The following is a 16,818-nucleotide window of genomic DNA, read 5'->3' as shown; positions in this document are numbered from 1 at the left end:
GAAAGGCTTTAGAATTGCGGGTTGGCCATCGGACCCGCCGCTCGGCCGCCGAATACCTTGTCCCCCATGCTACGCCTCAGTGAACTCAAGCTCCCCCTCGACCATTCCGAAAGTGACTTGGAGGCCGCTGTCCGTGCGCGTCTGATCGACATCGGCGTCAAGGGCGATGGCATGGTGTCCTTTACCGTGTTCCGCCGCGCGCACGACGCGCGCAAGCGCTCCGATATCAAGCTGACGTATATCGTCGATATCGAGGTGAAGGACGAGGACGCGGCGCGCAAGCGCATCGCCGGCAAGCCGAACTGGAGCGTGACGCCGGACATGACGTACCGCTTCGTCGCGCAGGCGCCGCAGCACACGGCGACGCCGCGACCGGTGGTGATCGGCATGGGCCCGTGCGGCCTGCTGGCCGGGCTGATCCTCGCGCAGATGGGCTTTCGCCCGATCATTCTCGAGCGCGGCAAGGAAGTGCGGGAGCGCACTCGCGACACCTTCGGGCTATGGCGCAAGAGCGTGCTCAATCCGGAATCGAACGTGCAGTTCGGCGAGGGCGGGGCCGGCACCTTCTCCGACGGCAAGCTCTATAGCCAGATCAAGGACCCGAAGCACTACGGCCGCAAGGTGCTGCACGAGTTTGTCAAGGCGGGTGCGCCCGAGGACATCCTGTTCAAGGCGCGGCCGCACATCGGCACGTTCCGGCTGGTCAAGATGGTCGAGAACATCCGCGCCGAGATCTTCGCCCTCGGCGGCGAGATCCGGTTCGGCACGCGCGTCGACGACATCGACATCGAAGGCGGCCGCGTCCGCGGCCTGCAGCTGTCGAACGGCGACTACCTGCCGTGCGAGCAGGTCGTGCTGGCGGTCGGCCACAGCGCGCGCGACACCTTCGAGATGCTGTACCGACGCGGCGTGTTCATGGAAGCCAAGCCGTTCTCGCTGGGCTTTCGCATCGAACATCCGCAGGGCATGATCAACCGCAGCCGCTTCGGCAAGTTTGCCGGCAACAAGCTGCTGGGCGCGGCCGACTACAAGATCGTGCACCACTGCAGCAACGGCCGCTCGGTCTACAGCTTCTGCATGTGCCCGGGCGGCACCGTGGTAGCGGCGGCATCGGAGCCGGGGCGGGTGGTCACCAACGGCATGAGCCAGTACAAGCGCGCGGAGCGCAATGCCAATGCGGGCATCGTCGTCGGCATCACGCCCGCCGACTATCCGGGCGGACCGCTGGCCGGCATCGACTTCCAGCGGCATTGGGAAGAGCGCGCCTTCGAACTGGGCGGACGCAACTACTGCGCGCCGGGCCAGCTGGTCGGCGACTTCCTCGCGCGGCGGCCATCGACCGCGCTCGGCACGGTCGAGCCGTCGTACAAGCCGGGCGTGACGCCGACCGATCTGAGCACCGCGCTGCCGGACTACGTGATCGAGGCGATTCGCGAGGCGCTGCCGGCATTCGAACGGCAGGTGCCCGGCTTCGCGATGGACGACGCCGTGCTGACCGGCGTCGAAACGCGGACTTCGTCGCCGCTGCGCATCCGCCGCAAGGACGACTACCAGAGCGTCAATGTCGCGGGCCTCTATCCGGCCGGCGAGGGCGCGGGCTACGCGGGGGGCATCTATTCCGCGGCGATCGACGGCATCGAGGTGGCCGAGGCGGTCGCGCTCGATATCGTCAACCGGGTCGGCAAGGCGGCCTGAGTGATGTCGCCGGCGGAGCAGCAGCAGATCGTCGATGCCACGCGTCACTGGCTGACGCGCGCGGTGATCGGGCTCAATCTGTGCCCGTTCGCCAAGAGCGTCCACGTCAAGGAGCAGATCCGCTACGTGGTCAGCGAAGCGACCGATGCCGAGACGCTGCTCGATACGGTCGAGGCCGAGCTGAAGGGGTTGGCCGCGGCCGATCCCGCGCACATCGACACCACGCTGCTGATCGTTCCGCGGATGCTGGCAGACTTCGCCGACTACAACGATTTTCTGTACCTGGCCGAGCGCGTGCTCGACAGCCTCGGCCTGTCCGGCGTGCTGCAAATCGCCAGCTTTCACCCGCAATACCAGTTCGCCGGCACCGACGCGGACGATATCGAGAACTACACCAACCGGGCACCGTATCCGATCCTGCATCTGTTGCGCGAAGACAGCATTGCGCGCGCGGTCGAGGCCTTTCCCGACGCGGCGGACATCTACGAGCGCAACGAGGAGACCATGCGCCGGCTCGGCCACGAAGGCTGGCGGCGTTGGATGGCGGGGGAAGACGCCCAGTAAGCGCCGGTCAGTGGGCTCCCGCCACGGGCGCTCTGCTGCTGAACCTCAGGCGGGCGTAAAGAACCGCTCGCGCATTTCCTCGAGCCCCAGTGTTTCGAGCACGTGAGCCAGCCGCTCCGCCGGCCGCCGGCGCGGCAAATCCTTGTACTGCGCGACGATCAGTTCGTTCTTCATCGAGTGTTCCCACCCGACCAGCTCGGTTACCGTGACCTGGTAGCCGTGCGCCTCCAGCTGCAGGCAGCGCAGCACGTTGGTGACCTGGCTGCCGAATTCGCGCGTATGCAGCGGATGGCGCCAGATCTCGGTCAGCGGATTGCCGAGCGACTTCGACTTGTTCCTGCGCAGCACCGCCGCGACCTCGGCCTGGCAGCAGGGGACCACGACGATGTACTTCGCGCGCTTGGTCAATGCGAAACGGATCGCGTCGTCGGTGGCGGTATTGCAGGCATGCAGCGCGGTGACCATGTCGACCGTCGCCGGCAGCCGGTCCGAGGTGATCGACTCCGCCACCGACAGATTCAGGAACGACATGCCGGGGAAGCCGAGCCGCTCGGCAAGCGCGGTGGATGAGCGCACCAGCTCCTCGCGCGTTTCGATGCCGTAGATATGCGAGCGGTCCTGCTGCGTCTTGAAGAACAGATCGTAGAGGATGAAGCCGAGATACGACTTGCCGGCGCCATGATCGACCAGCGTCAGGTCGGCATGGTCGCGCTTGAGGTCCTGCAGCAGCGGTTCGATGAACTGATAAAGGTGATAGACCTGTTTCAGCTTGCGGCGGCTGTCCTGATTCATCTTGCCGTCGCGGGTCAGGATATGGAGTTCCTTGAGCAGCTCGATCGACTGGCCGGGACGGATTTCGTGGGTGTTCGACATGGGATACGGCGCGGTTGGCCCGGGTAATGGTGCGCCGCGTCTTGCGGCATCGTGCGGCCTTGGGACAGGCGCGTGGGCCCGGGCGGGCAGGGCGACAGTTTACCGGAAGGCGTCCCGAAAGAATTTTCCTAAAGTTTTGCCGAAATCTGCCGTAGGTGACGGACAGGCGGCATGCCGACTGGGTGCCGCCCCGACAACAACGATAAATCAAAGGCAGACGGCTGGAGGACGCGATGAGCGACGTAGCAGCTTCAGTTGTACGGGTGTGGGTGGACGGCGCGGACAAGGCCGTGCGGGCGCGGTACGAATTGCCGGCGGAGGCCGAAGAGGGCAACGGGCCCCCCGACCGCGCCGCGCTGATGGCAGCCCTCGAGGCCCAGGGCTGGGCGCATGCCAGGCTGGACGAGTCCGCCATCGCGGCGTTCCTGCTCGCCTGCCATCGCGACGGGGTGCCGGCCGAGGCGGTGATCGGCGAACTGGTCGACGGCTATTTCGAGATCGATATCGATGCCGATTCGCTGACGGTGCGGCTGACGCTGTGGCCGCCCGAAGGCGGACGGGTGGTGCAGCCAGACGACGTACGCATCGTGCTGGCGGGGCGCGGCATCAAGCTGCCGGTCGACGAGGCGGCGCTGGCAGAAGCCTTTGCCGCGGGACGTTGCGACGACCTGCCGATCGTGCACGGCACGGCGCCGACGCGCGGCACGCCGGCGCGCTTCGTCAATCTGCTCGAGCCACGCCGCGGCGGCGCGGACGACGACCACGCCCGCATCGATCTGCGTGACCTCGGCAACCTGTTGCTGGTGCAGCCAGGCACGCACCTGATGCGGCGTATCCCCGCGGTGCAGGGCACCGCGGGTCAGGACGTGTTCGGCCGCGTGCTGCCGGCGCCGGAAGTCGCCGATACACCGTTCACCGATCGCCTGACCGGCGTCGGTCCCGACGCGGACGATCCGGATCTGCTGGTGGCGACCGTCGCCGGCCTGCCATCGGTGCGCGCGCGCGGCGTCAGCGTCAATCCGGTCGTCGCGGTCGATGCGGTCGACATGCACTCCGGCAATATCGCGTTCGAAGGCACGCTGCGCGTCAACGGCGACATCAAGACCGGCATGTCGGTGCGCGTCGGCGGCGACGTGATCGTCGCCGGCACCATCGAGGCCGCCCACGTCGAGGCCGGCGGCAATGTGGTGGTCAGCGGCGGCATCATCGGCAAGTCCGACGGGCCGCACGACCCGGCCAGCGCCATCGCACGGATCCAGTGCAAGGGGTCGGTACATGCGCGCTTCATCGAAAACGCCGTGGTCGAGGCCGGCACCACGGTCACTGTCGACAGCGCCATTCGCCAGAGCGATGTCGCGGCTGGGGAGACGATCACTGCCGGAGACGCGGCCATCGGCAGCGGCAATATCACCGGCGGCCGCTGCCGCGCCTGGCATGCGGTCCGTGCCGGCACGCTGGGCGCGCCGGCGGGCACCGCTACCGCCATCCACGTCGGCCTGAACCCCTATGCCGACGCCGAAAAGGCCGCGCTGGAAGCGGAGAAGCGCCGGCAGGAACAGGAGCAGGCCAAGATCCAGCAACTGATGGCGTTCTTCGCCAAGAATCCCGAGCGCGCCACGCCGGAACTGCGGGAGAAAGCGCGCGCGACCCTGTTCAAGTACACCCGCGACATCATGGACACCGACGCGCATCTGGCCAAACTGGCCGAGCAGCTGCATCCACGTCCCGATGCCGCGGTGGTGGTCGGCAAGCGCGTATACGGCGGCGTCAGCATCGCGATCGGCCAGAAGGCGATGCGGGTGATGGAGGAGCTGCCGAAAGTCGAGCTGCGGCTGGTGGGAGACGGCATCGGCGTGGTCAAGGAGTAAAACCGAAGACGGCGCCGAGGCGCCGTGTTTCTGGACGGCACCTCAGGCCGTATCGCGCCAACGACGGCGTCCCGCAGCGGCGCCACAGGTGGCGCCCGTCCATGCCTCCATTGCCCCCCTCAGCCATCGAGCCTCGTCCCCGGTCACGGGGTAGTGCGGAACGGCGTCGTCGATCGAACCCAGATCGAAATAGCTGTGCAGCGTTTCGCCCTGGATCGTGATCCCCCAGGTGTCCATTTGCCGCAGGTCGGCCAGCCGCAGCACCACGAAGTCGTCAGGCCGGCCTGGAGCGGTGTTGTCGATCGCCTCCTGCAGGCGCCGCGTGATGGCAAGCGCTTCGGCACAATCGCGTGGCCCGCTGACAACGTCGACGCCGACAGCGCCGGCCGGCGGGAAGGCAAGGGCGTCGCCTGCGACGGCGGCTTCGGTTCGAGGCACAGTGCGGATCGATTCCATCGGTATGGCCAAGGAGAAGTGAAGGGACGCTCGAGCTTATCGAGCCGGGCGCCCGATGGGGCTGGGCGGATTCTGAAAAGGTCCTGGCCGCTCGCGAATCGGCATGCCGGCGAGACGTGGCAGGAAAGCGAGACGAACGGACAGGGGCGGCCCGCCCGCCCTTGCGGCTTCATCTATTTCTGAAGGCCGGCCTGTGCGAGACGGGGCCCGCTTCATCAATTGATGAAGCGCGAGGGGGGACGCATCGCGTGGCCGGCCGCGCCAATTGCGCCATGCCGCCGCATCCCGCTACCTCGCCATTTCCCGCAAAGCGCGGCCGCATGCGCCTTCGCGGCAATCGCGACGCGCTGCCGCTGCCGTTGCGCCGAGACGCGCTGACCCCCTGGCACCCTTGTTGCTCTTCGGCGATACCCAGCAGCCGATACAGCCAACAAGGAGAGCTTCATGACATTCGCAGTACTGGCCGCCGACTCCTCGACCGGGCAACGTCCCGATCTGGTCGGCAATGCGCGTGCCCTCGCAAAAACGCTGCGCGACCGCGTTCCGCGGGCAGAGGCGTTGCGACGCTTGCCCGACGACAACGTTCAGGACTTGCGCGTGGCAGGCATGTTCAAGGCACTGCAGCCGCGGCGATGCGGCGGCCTGGAGACCGACCTGCACGAGTTCATCGACGCGGTGGCGGCGCTCGCGACGGGATGCGGCGCATCGGCTTGGGTCACGGCCGTGACCGGGGCCCACCATTGGCTGATCGGCCTGTTCGAGCGGCAGGCACAGGACGATGTATTCGCCGCGAATCCCGATGCCCTGATTTCGGCAGTCGTCAGTTCCCGCGGCAAGGCCCGCCGCACCCATGGCGGCTATATCCTGAACGGCTTCTGGCCGTTCTGTTCCGGATCCACCGCGGCGGACTGGGTCATGCTTGGCGGAATCGTGCAGGACGATGACGGCCAGCCCATCGACGAGGGCGAATTCCTGATTCCGATCGCCGAGCTTGAGGTCAAGGACGACTGGAACGTCGCCAGCCTGAAGGCCACCGGCAGCAATAGCGTGGTGGCACGCGAGGTGTTCGTGCCCGCTCACCGCTTCCTGTCGATGCCGCGGGCCATTGAAGGAAGCAATCCCGGCATGGCGATTCACGAGGGAAGCCTGTACCACTCGGGCGTCATTCCCGTGCTGGCCATTGCGTTGGGCCCCACGGCGCTGGGCTTGGCCGAGGGCGCGCTGGCCGACTTCAAGGCCCGTCTGCCAGGCAAGCAGGTCATCTATACCCGCCACGAAATCCAAATGGAGATGCCGGTCACGCATGTGATGGTGGCCGATGCCGCCACGCGTATCAATGCGGCACGTTCGATCCTGCATCAGGCGGCGCGGAACATCGAGCGCTATGCCGAAGCGCGTGAACTGATGCCGCTCGACCAGCGCGCCCAGGTGCGCATGGATACGGCCTATGCATCGCGTCTGTGCCTGGAGGCGGTCCAGATGCTGTACCTGTCCTCGGGAGGGTCGGCGGTCGCGCTGGGCAATCCCGTGCAACGTGCCTGGCTCGACCTGCATGCGATCAATCTGCATGGTCTGAACTGTCTGGACACCGCCCGCGAGATGTATGGCCGGATCGTTCTTGGCTTGCCGCAGAACACCGATCTGATTTGAGCCGCGATGGAGGCCTACTGAAATGATCGCGGACTTCAAGACCGCCATGCGGCGCATGGCCAGTACCGTCAGCATCATCACGTGCGCGAACGAAGCCGGCGCCCACGGCATGACGGCCACAGCCGTCACGTCGGTTTGCGCGGAGCCGTCCTCGCTTCTGGTTTGTGTCAATACCGCGGCGTCGTTCCATCACGCGATCAGCGGCGCGGAGCGCTTCTGCGTGAATCTGCTTGACAGCTCGCAAGTGGATCTGTCGCAGGCGTTCAGCGGCCGGCTCAAAGGGGCGGAGCGCTTCAGCGTGGGCAGCTGGCAATTGCATGACGACGGCCTGCCCTATCTCGAGGACGCCCAGGCCAATCTCTTTTGCCTGGTCGACCGGCGCATCGCTTATGGCACCCACACCATCTTCATCGGCCGCGTGGAACACGTGCTGATTGCCGATCAGGTGTCCCCCTTGTTGTACCAGGACGGCAGCTACGCAAGCGCGCACCGATTGGCCGCCGCCTGACCCGGCTGCCGCCTCATTCATTCCATCACCGCCACAAGGAGTCAACTCATGGGCCATAGCAAGGACGCAGTAGATCGGGGCCGCCGCCGTTTCGCCGTCACGGCTGCCGGTACCACCATCGCGCTCGGGGCGGCCGGACTGGCCGGACTGAATCCGCTGGCGCGCGCGCAGGGTGCAGGGCGCCCCCTTCGGGTTGGTCTCGTATCGCCGCAGACCGGGCAGCTCGCAGGCTTCGGCGAAGTGGACAAGTTCACGCAGGCGCAGTTCATCGATGCCACGCGACGCGGCATCGCCATCAATGGGAAGGTGCACCCGGTGCAGGTATGGATGAAGGACTGCCAGTCGAACCCGAACAAGGCCGCGGAAGCTGCCACCGATCTGATCCTGCGCAACGAGATCGACCTGATGGTGGTGGGGGGTACCCCGGAGACCACCAATCCCGTGTCTGACCAGTGCGAACTGAACGGCGTTCCTTGCATCTCCACGGCGGCCCCTTGGCAAGCGTGGTACTTCACGCGGGGCGGGACGCCGAAGCGGGGTTTCGAATGGACCTATCACTTCTATTTCGGTCTCGAAGACGTGATCGAGGTCTTCACGAACATGTGGGCCGAGATCCCGACCAACAAGGTCGTCGGGCTGCTGTTCTCCAACGACGGCGACGGCAACGCATGGGGCGACCCGAAGATCGGCTTTCCGCCGGTGCTGAAGGCGCGCGGCTACAAGGTGGTCGATCCCGGGCGCTACCAGAACATGCAGGCCGACTTCAGCGCCTATATCGCGGCGTTCAAGGCCGCCAATGTCGAGATCGTGGCCGGTGTTCCGACGCCTCCGGATTTCAAGACGTTCTGGACGCAGGCCAAGCAACAGGGCTTCAAGCCGAAGATCGTGACGGTGGGCAAGGCGTTGGCATTTCCCTCCGCGATCGAGGCGGTGGGCGACATCGGCGAGGGGATCTCGCAGGAATCGTTCTGGAGCGCGAACCGTCCGTTCCGCTCGTCCATGACCGGACAAAGTGCGATGGAAGTGGCGACGGCCTATGAAAAGGCGACCGGCAAGCCATGGTCGCAGCCGCTCGGTTGCTCCCATGCGATGTTCGAGGTCGCGCTCGACGCGCTCAGGCGCACCAGAAGCATTGACGACAAGCAGGCCATTCGGGACGCCATCGCGGCAACGAATCTGGACACGGTGGTGGGGCCCTTGTCCTGGGCAAGGGGGCCGGTCAGGAACGTGGCCAAGACGCCGCTGGTGGGAGCTCAGTGGTTCAAGGGCAAGACCCATCCCTATGACCTTCTCGTGGTCAACAACAAGACCATGCCCGGCATTCCCGTGCAGGGCAAGTTCCGCTCGCTCTAAGGCCCGCGCCGATGCCAACCATGCCAGATAGCGGTGCCGCTCGCGCTGCCGCGGCCACTGCCGATCCCGCTGCCGCGGCCACCGCCGATCCCGCTGCCGCCGCCCTTCGGCCCGGCCTGCCGGCGGCGCCCGCGCGGATCGCCTTGCGTGATGTGCGCAAGAGCTACGGCGCACTGCGCGTTACCGACGATATCAGCTTCGAGGTCCCGTCCGGCGAGGTGCTGGGCATTCTCGGGCCCAATGGCGCGGGCAAGTCGACCCTGTTCAATCTGATGGGGGGCGATGTGCGGCCGGACGCAGGGCGGATCGTCTTCGACGGGGCCGACATCGCCTCGCTCACGCCGCACCAGCGCTGCCGGCTCGGCATCGGTCGCACCTATCAGATTCCCCACCCCTTTTCGGGAATGACGGTATTCGAGAATCTGCTGGTGGCCGCGTCGTTTGGCGCGGCGATGCGCGAGCGCGATGCTTATGCGCCTTGTGTGGAGATCCTGCGGCGCACCGGGCTGATCCGCAAGGCGAACCACCGCGCTGGCTCGCTGACGCTGCTCGACCGCAAGCGGCTCGAGCTTGCGCGTGCGCTGGCCACGTCGCCAAAGCTGCTGCTGATGGATGAGATCGCCGGCGGGCTCACCGACCAGGAGGCGATCGAACTGGTGGCGCTGATCCGCGATATCAAGGCGAGCGGTATGACGATCGTCTGGATCGAGCACGTGGTCCATGCGCTGCTGGCCGTTGCCGATCGGCTGCTGGTCATCAACTTCGGCGCGAAGCTTGCCGAGGGCCAGCCCGATGCCGTCATGGCGGATCCGGAGGTCCGCCGCGTTTACATGGGAATGGAGGTGTGAAATGGCCAGTCCGTTATTGCGTACGCGCGCATTGACCGCGCGCTATGGCGACTTTCAGGCCCTGTTCGGTATCGACTTCGAGATCTCGGAAGGGGAAGTCGTGGCGATCATCGGAGCCAACGGCGCCGGCAAGTCGACCTTCCTCAAGTGCATCACGGGCTTGCTTCCGGCGTCCGAGGGCGCAGTGCAGTTCGAAGGCCGGAACATCGGCGGCACACCGGCGCACGAGCTGGTGCGGCGCGGGATCGCGATGGTGCCGGAAGGCCGCCGCATCTTCCCCAGCCTGAGCGTCGAAGAGAACCTGCGGGTCGGCGGGTACTCCCGGCGCTGCGGGTTCTGGACACTGGAACGCGTATATGCGTTGTTCCCGGTGCTCGGGGAACGGCGCAGGGCGCCCGGCACGGCGCTGTCGGGCGGACAGCAGCAGATGGTCGCGATCGGGCGCGCGCTGATGGCCAACCCGAAGCTGCTGATCTGCGATGAACTGTCGCTTGGCCTTGCGCCGATCGTGATCAAGGATATCTACGCGGCGATCGCCCGCATCCTGGACGGCGGCATGACGGTGATCCTGGTGGAACAGGATGTCGCGCTCGCCAGGCGATGTTCCACGCGGCTGTATTGTTTTCAGGAAGGCCGCGTCGCACTGGCGGGCGCCTCCGCGACACTCGGCGCCGAAGAGATATCGCGCGCCTACTTCGGTGCGGAGCGCGCGGCATGCTGAGCTGGATCGATACCGCATTGCAGGGGCTGATGCTGGGCGGGCTCTACGCACTGTTCGCAATGGGCCTGGCGCTGATGTTCGGCGTCATGCGGCTGGTCAACACCGCCCACGGCGACCTCGTCATTCTGGCGGCCTTCCTGGGCTTCCTCCTCACCGATTCACTCGGCATCGGCCCGCTCGGGGCGACGGCAGTGGTGGTGCCATGCGCATTCCTGTTCGGCTATGTGCTGCAGCGCGGCGTGCTCAATTTCGTCGTCACGCGCGATCCGCTCCCTTCGCTGGTGGTCACCTTCGGCATGGCGACCGTCGTGCAGAACCTGTTGCTGGAAGCCTTCTCCGCCGATTCGCGTTCGATTGCGGCCGGGGGGCTGGAAACCGCCAGCATCCCGCTGGCGGGTGGGCTCACCGTTGGCGTGCTGCCGATGTTCACGCTGCTGACCGCGTTCTGCGCAACGTTGGGCCTGCAATGGGTCACTGGGCATACCGCGCTCGGCCGCGCCTTTCGCGCGACCTCTGACGATCGGGAGGCAGCGCTGCTGATGGGAATCGGCGATCGCCACATCTATGCATTGGCCACCGGCATCGCCGTCGCCATCGTTGGCGTAGCGGGAATGCTGCACGGCATGCGCACCACGATCGCGCCAAGCGACGGTCCGGTGCAGCTGATCTACGCCTTCGAGGTGGTCATCATCGGCGGCATGGGCTCGTTCTGGGGCAGCTTCGTCGGCGGCATGATCCTTGGCGTCGCCCAATCGATCGGATTCCGGCTCGACCCGGGCTGGGGCATCCTGGCCGGCCACCTGGTGTTCGTGCTGGCGCTGATCGTCCGGCCCAGTGGCTTGTTTCCCAAAACCCGCTAATCGCCAACGTCCGCTCCCATGTCGACCTCAAGTTCACTCGAAATCGCCGGCGACGCGGCCGCGCCTGCTGCCGCTCCCATGCTGGCGCCCGGTGCGGGCAAGCTGCTGCTCGCCTGTTCCTTCATCCTGTTCGCGGTGTTCGCCTCGCTGCCGCTGTGGGGCGGCTCCGCCTTGCTGCGGCAAGTCACTGAACTCGCCTGCCTGATCATCATGGCGCAGATGTGGAATCTGCTGAGCGGCTACGGCGGGTTGACCTCGATCGGGCAGCAGGGCTATATCGGTGTCGGCGGTTACACGCTGATCGTGCTGGCCAACTTCGCCGGGCTGAATCCGTTCCTGTGCGTGCCGCTTGCGGGCCTGATGGCGGCTGCGATCGCGCTTCCTGCCTCGCGCCTGCTGTTTCGGCTGCAGGGCGGCTACTTCGCCATCGGCACCTGGGCCGTGGCCGAGATCCTGCGGCTGCTGGTCGCCAATCAGGCAGTGCTGGGGGGCGGCTCGGGAACCAGCCTGACCGCCTTTCGCGGCGTCCCGCGCGCCGTCCGGGAATCCGCGACGTACTGGCTGGCCATCACGCTGGCATTTGCTGCGGTGGCGCTGATCTATCTGCTGTTGCGTTCCAGGTACGGCCTGGCGCTGACGGCCGTCCGCGATAGCGAAGTCGCCTCGGAAAGTCAGGGCGTGCACGTGGCCCGGATGAAACTGGCCGTCTATCTGCTGTCCGCGTTCGGGTTCGGCATCGCCGGGGCGCTGTTCTTTCTGCTGAGCCTGCGCATCTCGCCCGACTCTGCTTTCGGCGTGCAATGGACTCCCGTCATCGTATTCATCGTCATCATCGGCGGCATCGGCACCATCGAAGGTCCGATCATCGGCGCGGTCCTCTACTTCCTCGTGTCGAAGTACTTCAGTGACTACGGCACCTGGTACATGGTGGCGCTCGGCCTGACCGCCATCGTCGTCACCATCCGCTACCCGCGCGGCCTCTGGGGCTGGGCCAGCGACCGCTACGGTATCCGGCTGTTTCCAATCCAGCGGCGGCTTCATGCCGCGCTGCTGGACGGCTGATTCTTCTTCGTGTGGAGATTTTCGATGAGTGCAATCGATCTACTGGCCCTGTTTCGCCGCGAGCTGGAACTGTGCAAGGTGCATCAAGGCGAGACCATGGCCGTGCTGAGCGGCCCCGGTACCCGGCCGGACTATGTGGCGGCATTCATCGCCGCCGGGCAGCAGCTGGGCGCCGAGGTCTTTCATCTGAACCTGCCGCAGCCCGTGACGGCGTTTCGGCAGACGCCGACCACCGCGCAGGGCGCCCTGTGGGGCATCACGCCGCTGACCGGGCATCGGTCCGGCGTGGAGATACTCAAACGCGCCGATATCCTGATCGATCTGATCGGCCTGCTGCACTCGCCCGAGCAGCTCGACATCCAGAAGGCCGGCACGCGCGTGCTGATGGTCGTGGAGCCGCCCGACATCCTCGCCCGCATGCTCGCCCGCGAGGACACCCGTCCTCGGGTCGAAGCCGCCGGCCGCAAGATCGCGGCCGCATCGACCTTGCGCATCACCAGTCCGGCCGGCACCGACCTGACCTACAGGCTCGGACAATACTCGCACAGCCCGATCCTGCAGTATGGCTATACCGATCAGCCGGGCAGGTGGGACCATTTTCCAGGCGCGTTCGCCTATACCTGGCCGAACGAGGGGGAGAGCGAGGGCGTCATCGTGTTGCGCGAGGGGGATATCATCTATCCGTTCAAGGAGTTCGTTCGCGGCAATGTCCGCATTACCGTGCGCAACGGCTTCATCACCGATATCGAGGGCGGCTTCGATGCCGAGCATCTGGCCCATTTCCTGGCCGCCTGGAACGACCCCGATGCCTACGCCATGGCGCATATCGGCTGGGGGCTCGATGAGATGGCGCTGTGGAACGGCATCAGCCTGATCAACAAGGAAACCGCGATCGGCCAGGACGGACGCGCGTTCTACGGCAACGTGCTGTGGTCGACCGGTCCCAACACGGATGTGGGCGGCACCCGCAATACGCCGGCGCACCTCGATATCGTCATGAAAGGCGCCAGCCTGTATCTGGACGGCGAACCGATGGTGCTCGATGGCGACGTCATTCCCGCTGACCAGCGCGTCCCATCCCTGGGGGCGCGATGAGCAAGGCATGCCTGGATGCCGCCGTCATGACCGCAAGCGAGGCGGCTGCGCTGATTCGTTCCGGCAGGCTGCGCGCCGAGGATCTCGTGCGGGCATGCCTGGACCGCATCGAGGCGCGCGAACCGGTGGTCGGTGCCTGGACCTGGCTCGATCCGGACGCTGCACTGGCCGCCGCGCGCGAGGCCGACCGGAGCGCGCCTCGCGGGGCATTGCATGGCGTGCCGATCGGCGTCAAGGACATCATCGACACCTGCGACATGCCGACCGGCCTCGGCTTTCCTCCGTACGCGGACCGGCGCCCTTCCTGGGATGCCGCTTGTGTCGCTGCCTGCCGTCGCGCGGGCGCCATCGTGCTCGGCAAGACCGTGACCACGGAGTTCGCCTATTTCGCCGCGGGCAAGACCAGGCATCCTCGCGATCGGCTGGTGACGCCGGGCGGGTCGTCGAGCGGCTCGGCCGCGGCGGTGGCCGACGGCATGGTGCCGTTGGCCCTTGGCTCGCAGACCGCTGGTTCGCTGATCCGCCCGGCGGCATATTGCGGTGTGGTCGGCTACAAGGCCAGCCATGGCGAGTTCAGCCTCGCCGGCATCCGGCCCTTCGCCGAGTCGCTCGACAGCCTTGGCATACTGGCGCGATCGCTGGAAGACGTCACGCTGATGCGGCAAGTGCTGCTCGGGCGTTGCCAGCCTGCGGTCGCACCGGTGGCCGGCACAGCGCCGCCGCGGCTGGCCCTTTGCCGCACGCCGCACTGGGAAAAGATGGAGACGGCAGCCAGGGAGGCAGTGCAGGACGCGGTGGCACGCCTGCGCGCCGCCGGTGCCAGCGTCGATACCGTGGAGCTACCCGCGGCGCTCGCCGGCGCGGAGGACGCGCAGTATGCGGTCATGGCGCACGAGGCGTGGCGCAATTATCCGTTCGAGTACGAGCGCTATCCCCTGCAGACCAGCGCCGCGTTCCGCAGGTTGTGCGAGGCGGGCGAGAGCGTTTCCCCGGCCGCATACCGCGCCGCGCTGGCGCGGATCGGCGAGGCACGCGCGGCGTTCGCGCGCCTGTTCGCCGGGTACCAGGCATGGCTGGTGCCGTCGGCGCTGGGAGAGGCGCCGCCTGCCGCGGACGGCACGGGAGACCCCATCATGAGCCGGCTTTGGACGGCATTGCATGCCCCTTGCGTGGCCTTGCCGCACGGTTCGGGCCCGCGTGGGCTGCCGCTTGGCATTCAACTGGTCGCGCCCAAGGGCGGCGACGCGCCGTTGCTCGACGTGTCGGCGTGGGCAGCCCGATACCTTGTACCCGGCTGAGCGCTCGGCACGCTTCGTGCAGGGCTTGCGACTTCAGCATGCGCCAATCCCGGATGTCGTGCATGCGGCCAGGCTGGCTTTGGCTGGCCTGAACCTGGTTCTTCGCCGAAGTCCCGTTCCCATGCCACGCAAACTGTCTCACTTCGCGGAAGGCGGGCCGCCCACGGCAGGCGCGGCAGCCCATGCTCCATCGGACCTCAATCGCAAGCTGCGCACCGAGGAATTGCACGCCCGCCTGAGCTTCGCGGCCTCCAACGGCCGCATCTGGCTCGACGACCAGCGCATGATCCTGCTGCATCTGTCCGCGTTCGCGATGATGCGCAAGGAACTGGTGCTGTCGCTCGGGATGGACAAGGCACGCGACTTGCTGACCCGCATCGGCTACTCCGCCGGCACCCAGGCAGCGCGGCTGGCGGCCAAGATCCGTCCGAACGACAGTCTGATGGATGCCTTCACTACCGGTCCGGCCTTCCATGCCCTGCAGGGGCTGGTGTCGGTCGAAACGATCCGGCTCGATGTCGATCTGGAGGCGGGCACCTATTACTGCGAGCAGATCTGGCACGATTCCTCGGAAGACGACGCCCATATGGCCGAGTTCGGCATTGGCAATGAACCGATGTGCTGGATGCAGATCGGGTACGCCTCGGGATACAACAGCACCTTCTTCGGGCGTCCGATCGTGTTCCGCGAAGTCCAGTGTCAGTCGATGGGCAATACCTATTGCCGCATCATCGGAAAACTGGCGAGCGACTGGCAGGCGCCGGAGGAGGACACCCGCTTCTTCCAGCCGCAATCCTTCGTCAATCCCAGCCTGTTCGCGGCAGCGCCCGCGCATCCGATCGATGCGGCGAGCGAAACGCGCGAGCAGGACCTGTCGACCCGCGGCCTGGTAGGGGTGTCCTCCAGCTTTATCTCGGCTTGCTACAAGCTCCAGCAGGTCGCGTCGACGAATGCCACGGTCTTGATGCTGGGCGAAACCGGCGTGGGCAAGGAGCGCTTTGCCCATATGCTGCATCAGATCAGCAACCGCGGCAAAGGGCCGTTCGTCGCGGTCAATTGCGGTGCGATCCCGGACAATCTGCTCGAGTCGGAGTTGTTCGGCGTCGAGCGTGGCGCCTATACCGGCGCGACGGAGTCGCGCAAGGGGAGGTTCGAACGCGCAGAAGGGGGAACGTTGTTCCTCGACGAGATCGGTACGCTCAATGAAAGCGGTCAAGTCAAATTGCTGCGGGCCTTGCAACAAAAGGAGATCGAGCGAGTGGGGGACTCGCGCACGCGGAGCATCGATGTGCGCGTCGTTGCCGCGACCAATGCCGACCTCGAAGCGTTGGTGCGTGAAGGTCGGTTCCGCGCGGACCTCTACTACCGGCTCAACATTTTTCCGATCACCATTCCGCCGCTGCGCGAGCGGCGCGACGATATCCCGCTACTGGCGCAGCATTTTCTCGCCAAGTTCTCGCGGATGCATGGCAAGAGCTGTCCCGGACTCGGCTACAAGGCGCTCAGCGTCCTGTTGAACTACGACTTTCCCGGCAACGTGCGCGAGCTCGAGAACATTATCGAACGCGCGGTGATCCTGGCCGGCGACGGCGAACTGCTCGAAGTCGCCCATCTATGCCTGAACGAAAAAGCGCGCACCTGCGCCGACAGCATCTTCGCCGTTGACGCCAATGGCAAGGTGCGCGTGGCCAGCGATCTGGCGGCGCCCACGTCAGACTTTGCCGGCACCGACACGATCGACACGCTGGCCGGACAGGCGCTCGATGCTGCGCTGACGCTGGACGCGCTGGAGGACGGCATCCTGCGCGCGGCGGTCCGGCGCAGCAAGGGCAATCTGTCGGCGTCGGCACGGCTGCTGGGCATATCCCGTGCCCAGCTCGAATACCGGCTCAAGCGGCAGGGCACAACCAAGACCTGAGCCGCCCCAATCCTCCTCCGGGCCCCAGAAGGCTCGCCACCCGCATGCG

General features: G+C 66.3%; 15 protein-coding genes. 13 read left to right on the top strand and 2 right to left on the bottom strand.

Going from position 1 to position 16,818, the window contains the following annotated elements; all coding sequences use genetic code 11:
- Positions 1 to 66: 66 nt before the first annotated feature.
- Both F7Q96_RS03035 and F7Q96_RS03030 read left to right on the top strand, forming a co-directional pair.
- Entirely contained in the window at positions 67 to 1,695 is a 1,629-nt protein-coding gene (locus tag F7Q96_RS03035) for an NAD(P)/FAD-dependent oxidoreductase (RefSeq protein ID WP_053821386.1), read from the top strand.
- A 3-nt stretch (positions 1,696 to 1,698) separates the two neighbouring features.
- Entirely contained in the window at positions 1,699 to 2,259 is a 561-nt protein-coding gene (locus F7Q96_RS03030; RefSeq protein ID WP_053821387.1) for a DUF1415 domain-containing protein, read from the top strand.
- A gap of 45 nt (positions 2,260 to 2,304) precedes the next feature.
- On the opposite strand, the gene F7Q96_RS03025 is transcribed toward F7Q96_RS03030, so the two are convergent.
- Positions 2,305 to 3,132: a class I SAM-dependent methyltransferase gene (locus tag F7Q96_RS03025; protein WP_053821388.1), complete on the bottom strand. Its 828-nt coding sequence runs from the start codon at positions 3,130 to 3,132 to the stop codon at positions 2,305 to 2,307.
- A gap of 233 nt (positions 3,133 to 3,365) precedes the next feature.
- Between F7Q96_RS03025 and F7Q96_RS03020 the strand changes: the two genes are divergently transcribed.
- Positions 3,366 to 5,000, top strand: coding sequence for a DUF342 domain-containing protein (locus F7Q96_RS03020; protein WP_053821389.1), 1,635 nt, complete (start codon positions 3,366 to 3,368; stop codon positions 4,998 to 5,000).
- Positions 5,001 to 5,042: 42 nt separating this feature from the next.
- Here the strand turns inward: F7Q96_RS03020 and F7Q96_RS03015 are convergent, their stop codons facing one another.
- Positions 5,043 to 5,456: a hypothetical protein gene (locus tag F7Q96_RS03015; RefSeq protein ID WP_053821390.1), complete on the bottom strand. Its 414-nt coding sequence runs from the start codon at positions 5,454 to 5,456 to the stop codon at positions 5,043 to 5,045.
- 444 nt (positions 5,457 to 5,900) lie between these two features.
- Between F7Q96_RS03015 and F7Q96_RS03010 the strand changes: the two genes are divergently transcribed.
- From F7Q96_RS03010 to F7Q96_RS02965, 10 genes are all read left to right on the top strand, one after another.
- Positions 5,901 to 7,106, top strand: a complete 1,206-nt coding sequence (locus tag F7Q96_RS03010; protein WP_053821391.1) for an acyl-CoA dehydrogenase family protein — start codon at positions 5,901 to 5,903, stop codon at positions 7,104 to 7,106.
- Between the two features lie 22 nt (positions 7,107 to 7,128).
- Positions 7,129 to 7,614, top strand: a complete 486-nt coding sequence (locus F7Q96_RS03005) for a flavin reductase family protein (protein WP_053821392.1) — start codon at positions 7,129 to 7,131, stop codon at positions 7,612 to 7,614.
- Between the two features lie 48 nt (positions 7,615 to 7,662).
- A complete protein-coding gene (locus F7Q96_RS03000; protein WP_151022063.1) occupies positions 7,663 to 8,967 on the top strand; it encodes an ABC transporter substrate-binding protein in 1,305 nt (434 codons plus the stop codon).
- A gap of 20 nt (positions 8,968 to 8,987) precedes the next feature.
- Entirely contained in the window at positions 8,988 to 9,815 is an 828-nt protein-coding gene (locus tag F7Q96_RS02995) for an ABC transporter ATP-binding protein (protein ID WP_151022062.1), read from the top strand.
- A gap of 31 nt (positions 9,816 to 9,846) precedes the next feature.
- The gene (locus F7Q96_RS02990; protein WP_315904134.1) at positions 9,847 to 10,536 is read left to right on the top strand and encodes an ABC transporter ATP-binding protein; all 690 of its coding nucleotides are present in this window, start codon (positions 9,847 to 9,849) and stop codon (positions 10,534 to 10,536) included.
- Complete coding sequence (locus F7Q96_RS02985) at positions 10,530 to 11,396, top strand: branched-chain amino acid ABC transporter permease (RefSeq protein ID WP_151022060.1); 867 nt, start codon at positions 10,530 to 10,532, stop codon at positions 11,394 to 11,396. Before F7Q96_RS02990 ends, F7Q96_RS02985 begins: the two co-directional genes overlap by 7 nt.
- A gap of 135 nt (positions 11,397 to 11,531) precedes the next feature.
- Complete coding sequence (locus tag F7Q96_RS02980) at positions 11,532 to 12,458, top strand: branched-chain amino acid ABC transporter permease (protein WP_249041643.1); 927 nt, start codon at positions 11,532 to 11,534, stop codon at positions 12,456 to 12,458.
- 24 nt (positions 12,459 to 12,482) lie between these two features.
- The gene (locus tag F7Q96_RS02975; protein WP_151022058.1) at positions 12,483 to 13,553 is read left to right on the top strand and encodes a M29 family metallopeptidase; all 1,071 of its coding nucleotides are present in this window, start codon (positions 12,483 to 12,485) and stop codon (positions 13,551 to 13,553) included.
- 26 nt (positions 13,554 to 13,579) lie between these two features.
- A complete protein-coding gene (locus F7Q96_RS02970) occupies positions 13,580 to 14,851 on the top strand; it encodes an amidase (RefSeq protein ID WP_151022056.1) in 1,272 nt (423 codons plus the stop codon).
- Complete coding sequence (locus F7Q96_RS02965; RefSeq protein ID WP_226994842.1) at positions 14,838 to 16,769, top strand: sigma-54-dependent Fis family transcriptional regulator; 1,932 nt, start codon at positions 14,838 to 14,840, stop codon at positions 16,767 to 16,769. Before F7Q96_RS02970 ends, F7Q96_RS02965 begins: the two co-directional genes overlap by 14 nt.
- Positions 16,770 to 16,818 lie beyond the last annotated feature (49 nt).

The sequence above is a fragment of the Cupriavidus gilardii genome, from assembly GCF_008801915.1.
In the GTDB taxonomy this organism is placed as follows: Bacteria; Pseudomonadota; Gammaproteobacteria; order Burkholderiales; family Burkholderiaceae; genus Cupriavidus; species Cupriavidus gilardii.
This window is presented reverse-complemented; position numbering and strand designations above follow the sequence as displayed.

Excerpts from the sequence above, each read along its gene's own strand:
- F7Q96_RS03035 (WP_053821386.1), top strand. The coding sequence starts at position 67 with ATGCTACGCCTCAGTGAACTCAAGCTCCCCCTCGACCATTCCGAAAGT.
- F7Q96_RS03030 (WP_053821387.1), top strand. The coding sequence starts at position 1,699 with ATGTCGCCGGCGGAGCAGCAGCAGATCGTCGATGCCACGCGTCACTGG.
- F7Q96_RS03025 (WP_053821388.1), bottom strand. The coding sequence starts at position 3,132 with ATGTCGAACACCCACGAAATCCGTCCCGGCCAGTCGATCGAGCTGCTC.
- F7Q96_RS03020 (WP_053821389.1), top strand. The coding sequence starts at position 3,366 with ATGAGCGACGTAGCAGCTTCAGTTGTACGGGTGTGGGTGGACGGCGCG.
- F7Q96_RS03015 (WP_053821390.1), bottom strand. The coding sequence starts at position 5,456 with ATGGAATCGATCCGCACTGTGCCTCGAACCGAAGCCGCCGTCGCAGGC.
- F7Q96_RS03010 (WP_053821391.1), top strand. The coding sequence starts at position 5,901 with ATGACATTCGCAGTACTGGCCGCCGACTCCTCGACCGGGCAACGTCCC.
- F7Q96_RS03005 (WP_053821392.1), top strand. The coding sequence starts at position 7,129 with ATGATCGCGGACTTCAAGACCGCCATGCGGCGCATGGCCAGTACCGTC.
- F7Q96_RS03000 (WP_151022063.1), top strand. The coding sequence starts at position 7,663 with ATGGGCCATAGCAAGGACGCAGTAGATCGGGGCCGCCGCCGTTTCGCC.
- F7Q96_RS02995 (WP_151022062.1), top strand. The coding sequence starts at position 8,988 with ATGCCAGATAGCGGTGCCGCTCGCGCTGCCGCGGCCACTGCCGATCCC.
- F7Q96_RS02985 (WP_151022060.1), top strand. The coding sequence starts at position 10,530 with ATGCTGAGCTGGATCGATACCGCATTGCAGGGGCTGATGCTGGGCGGG.
- F7Q96_RS02975 (WP_151022058.1), top strand. The coding sequence starts at position 12,483 with ATGAGTGCAATCGATCTACTGGCCCTGTTTCGCCGCGAGCTGGAACTG.
- F7Q96_RS02970 (WP_151022056.1), top strand. The coding sequence starts at position 13,580 with ATGACCGCAAGCGAGGCGGCTGCGCTGATTCGTTCCGGCAGGCTGCGC.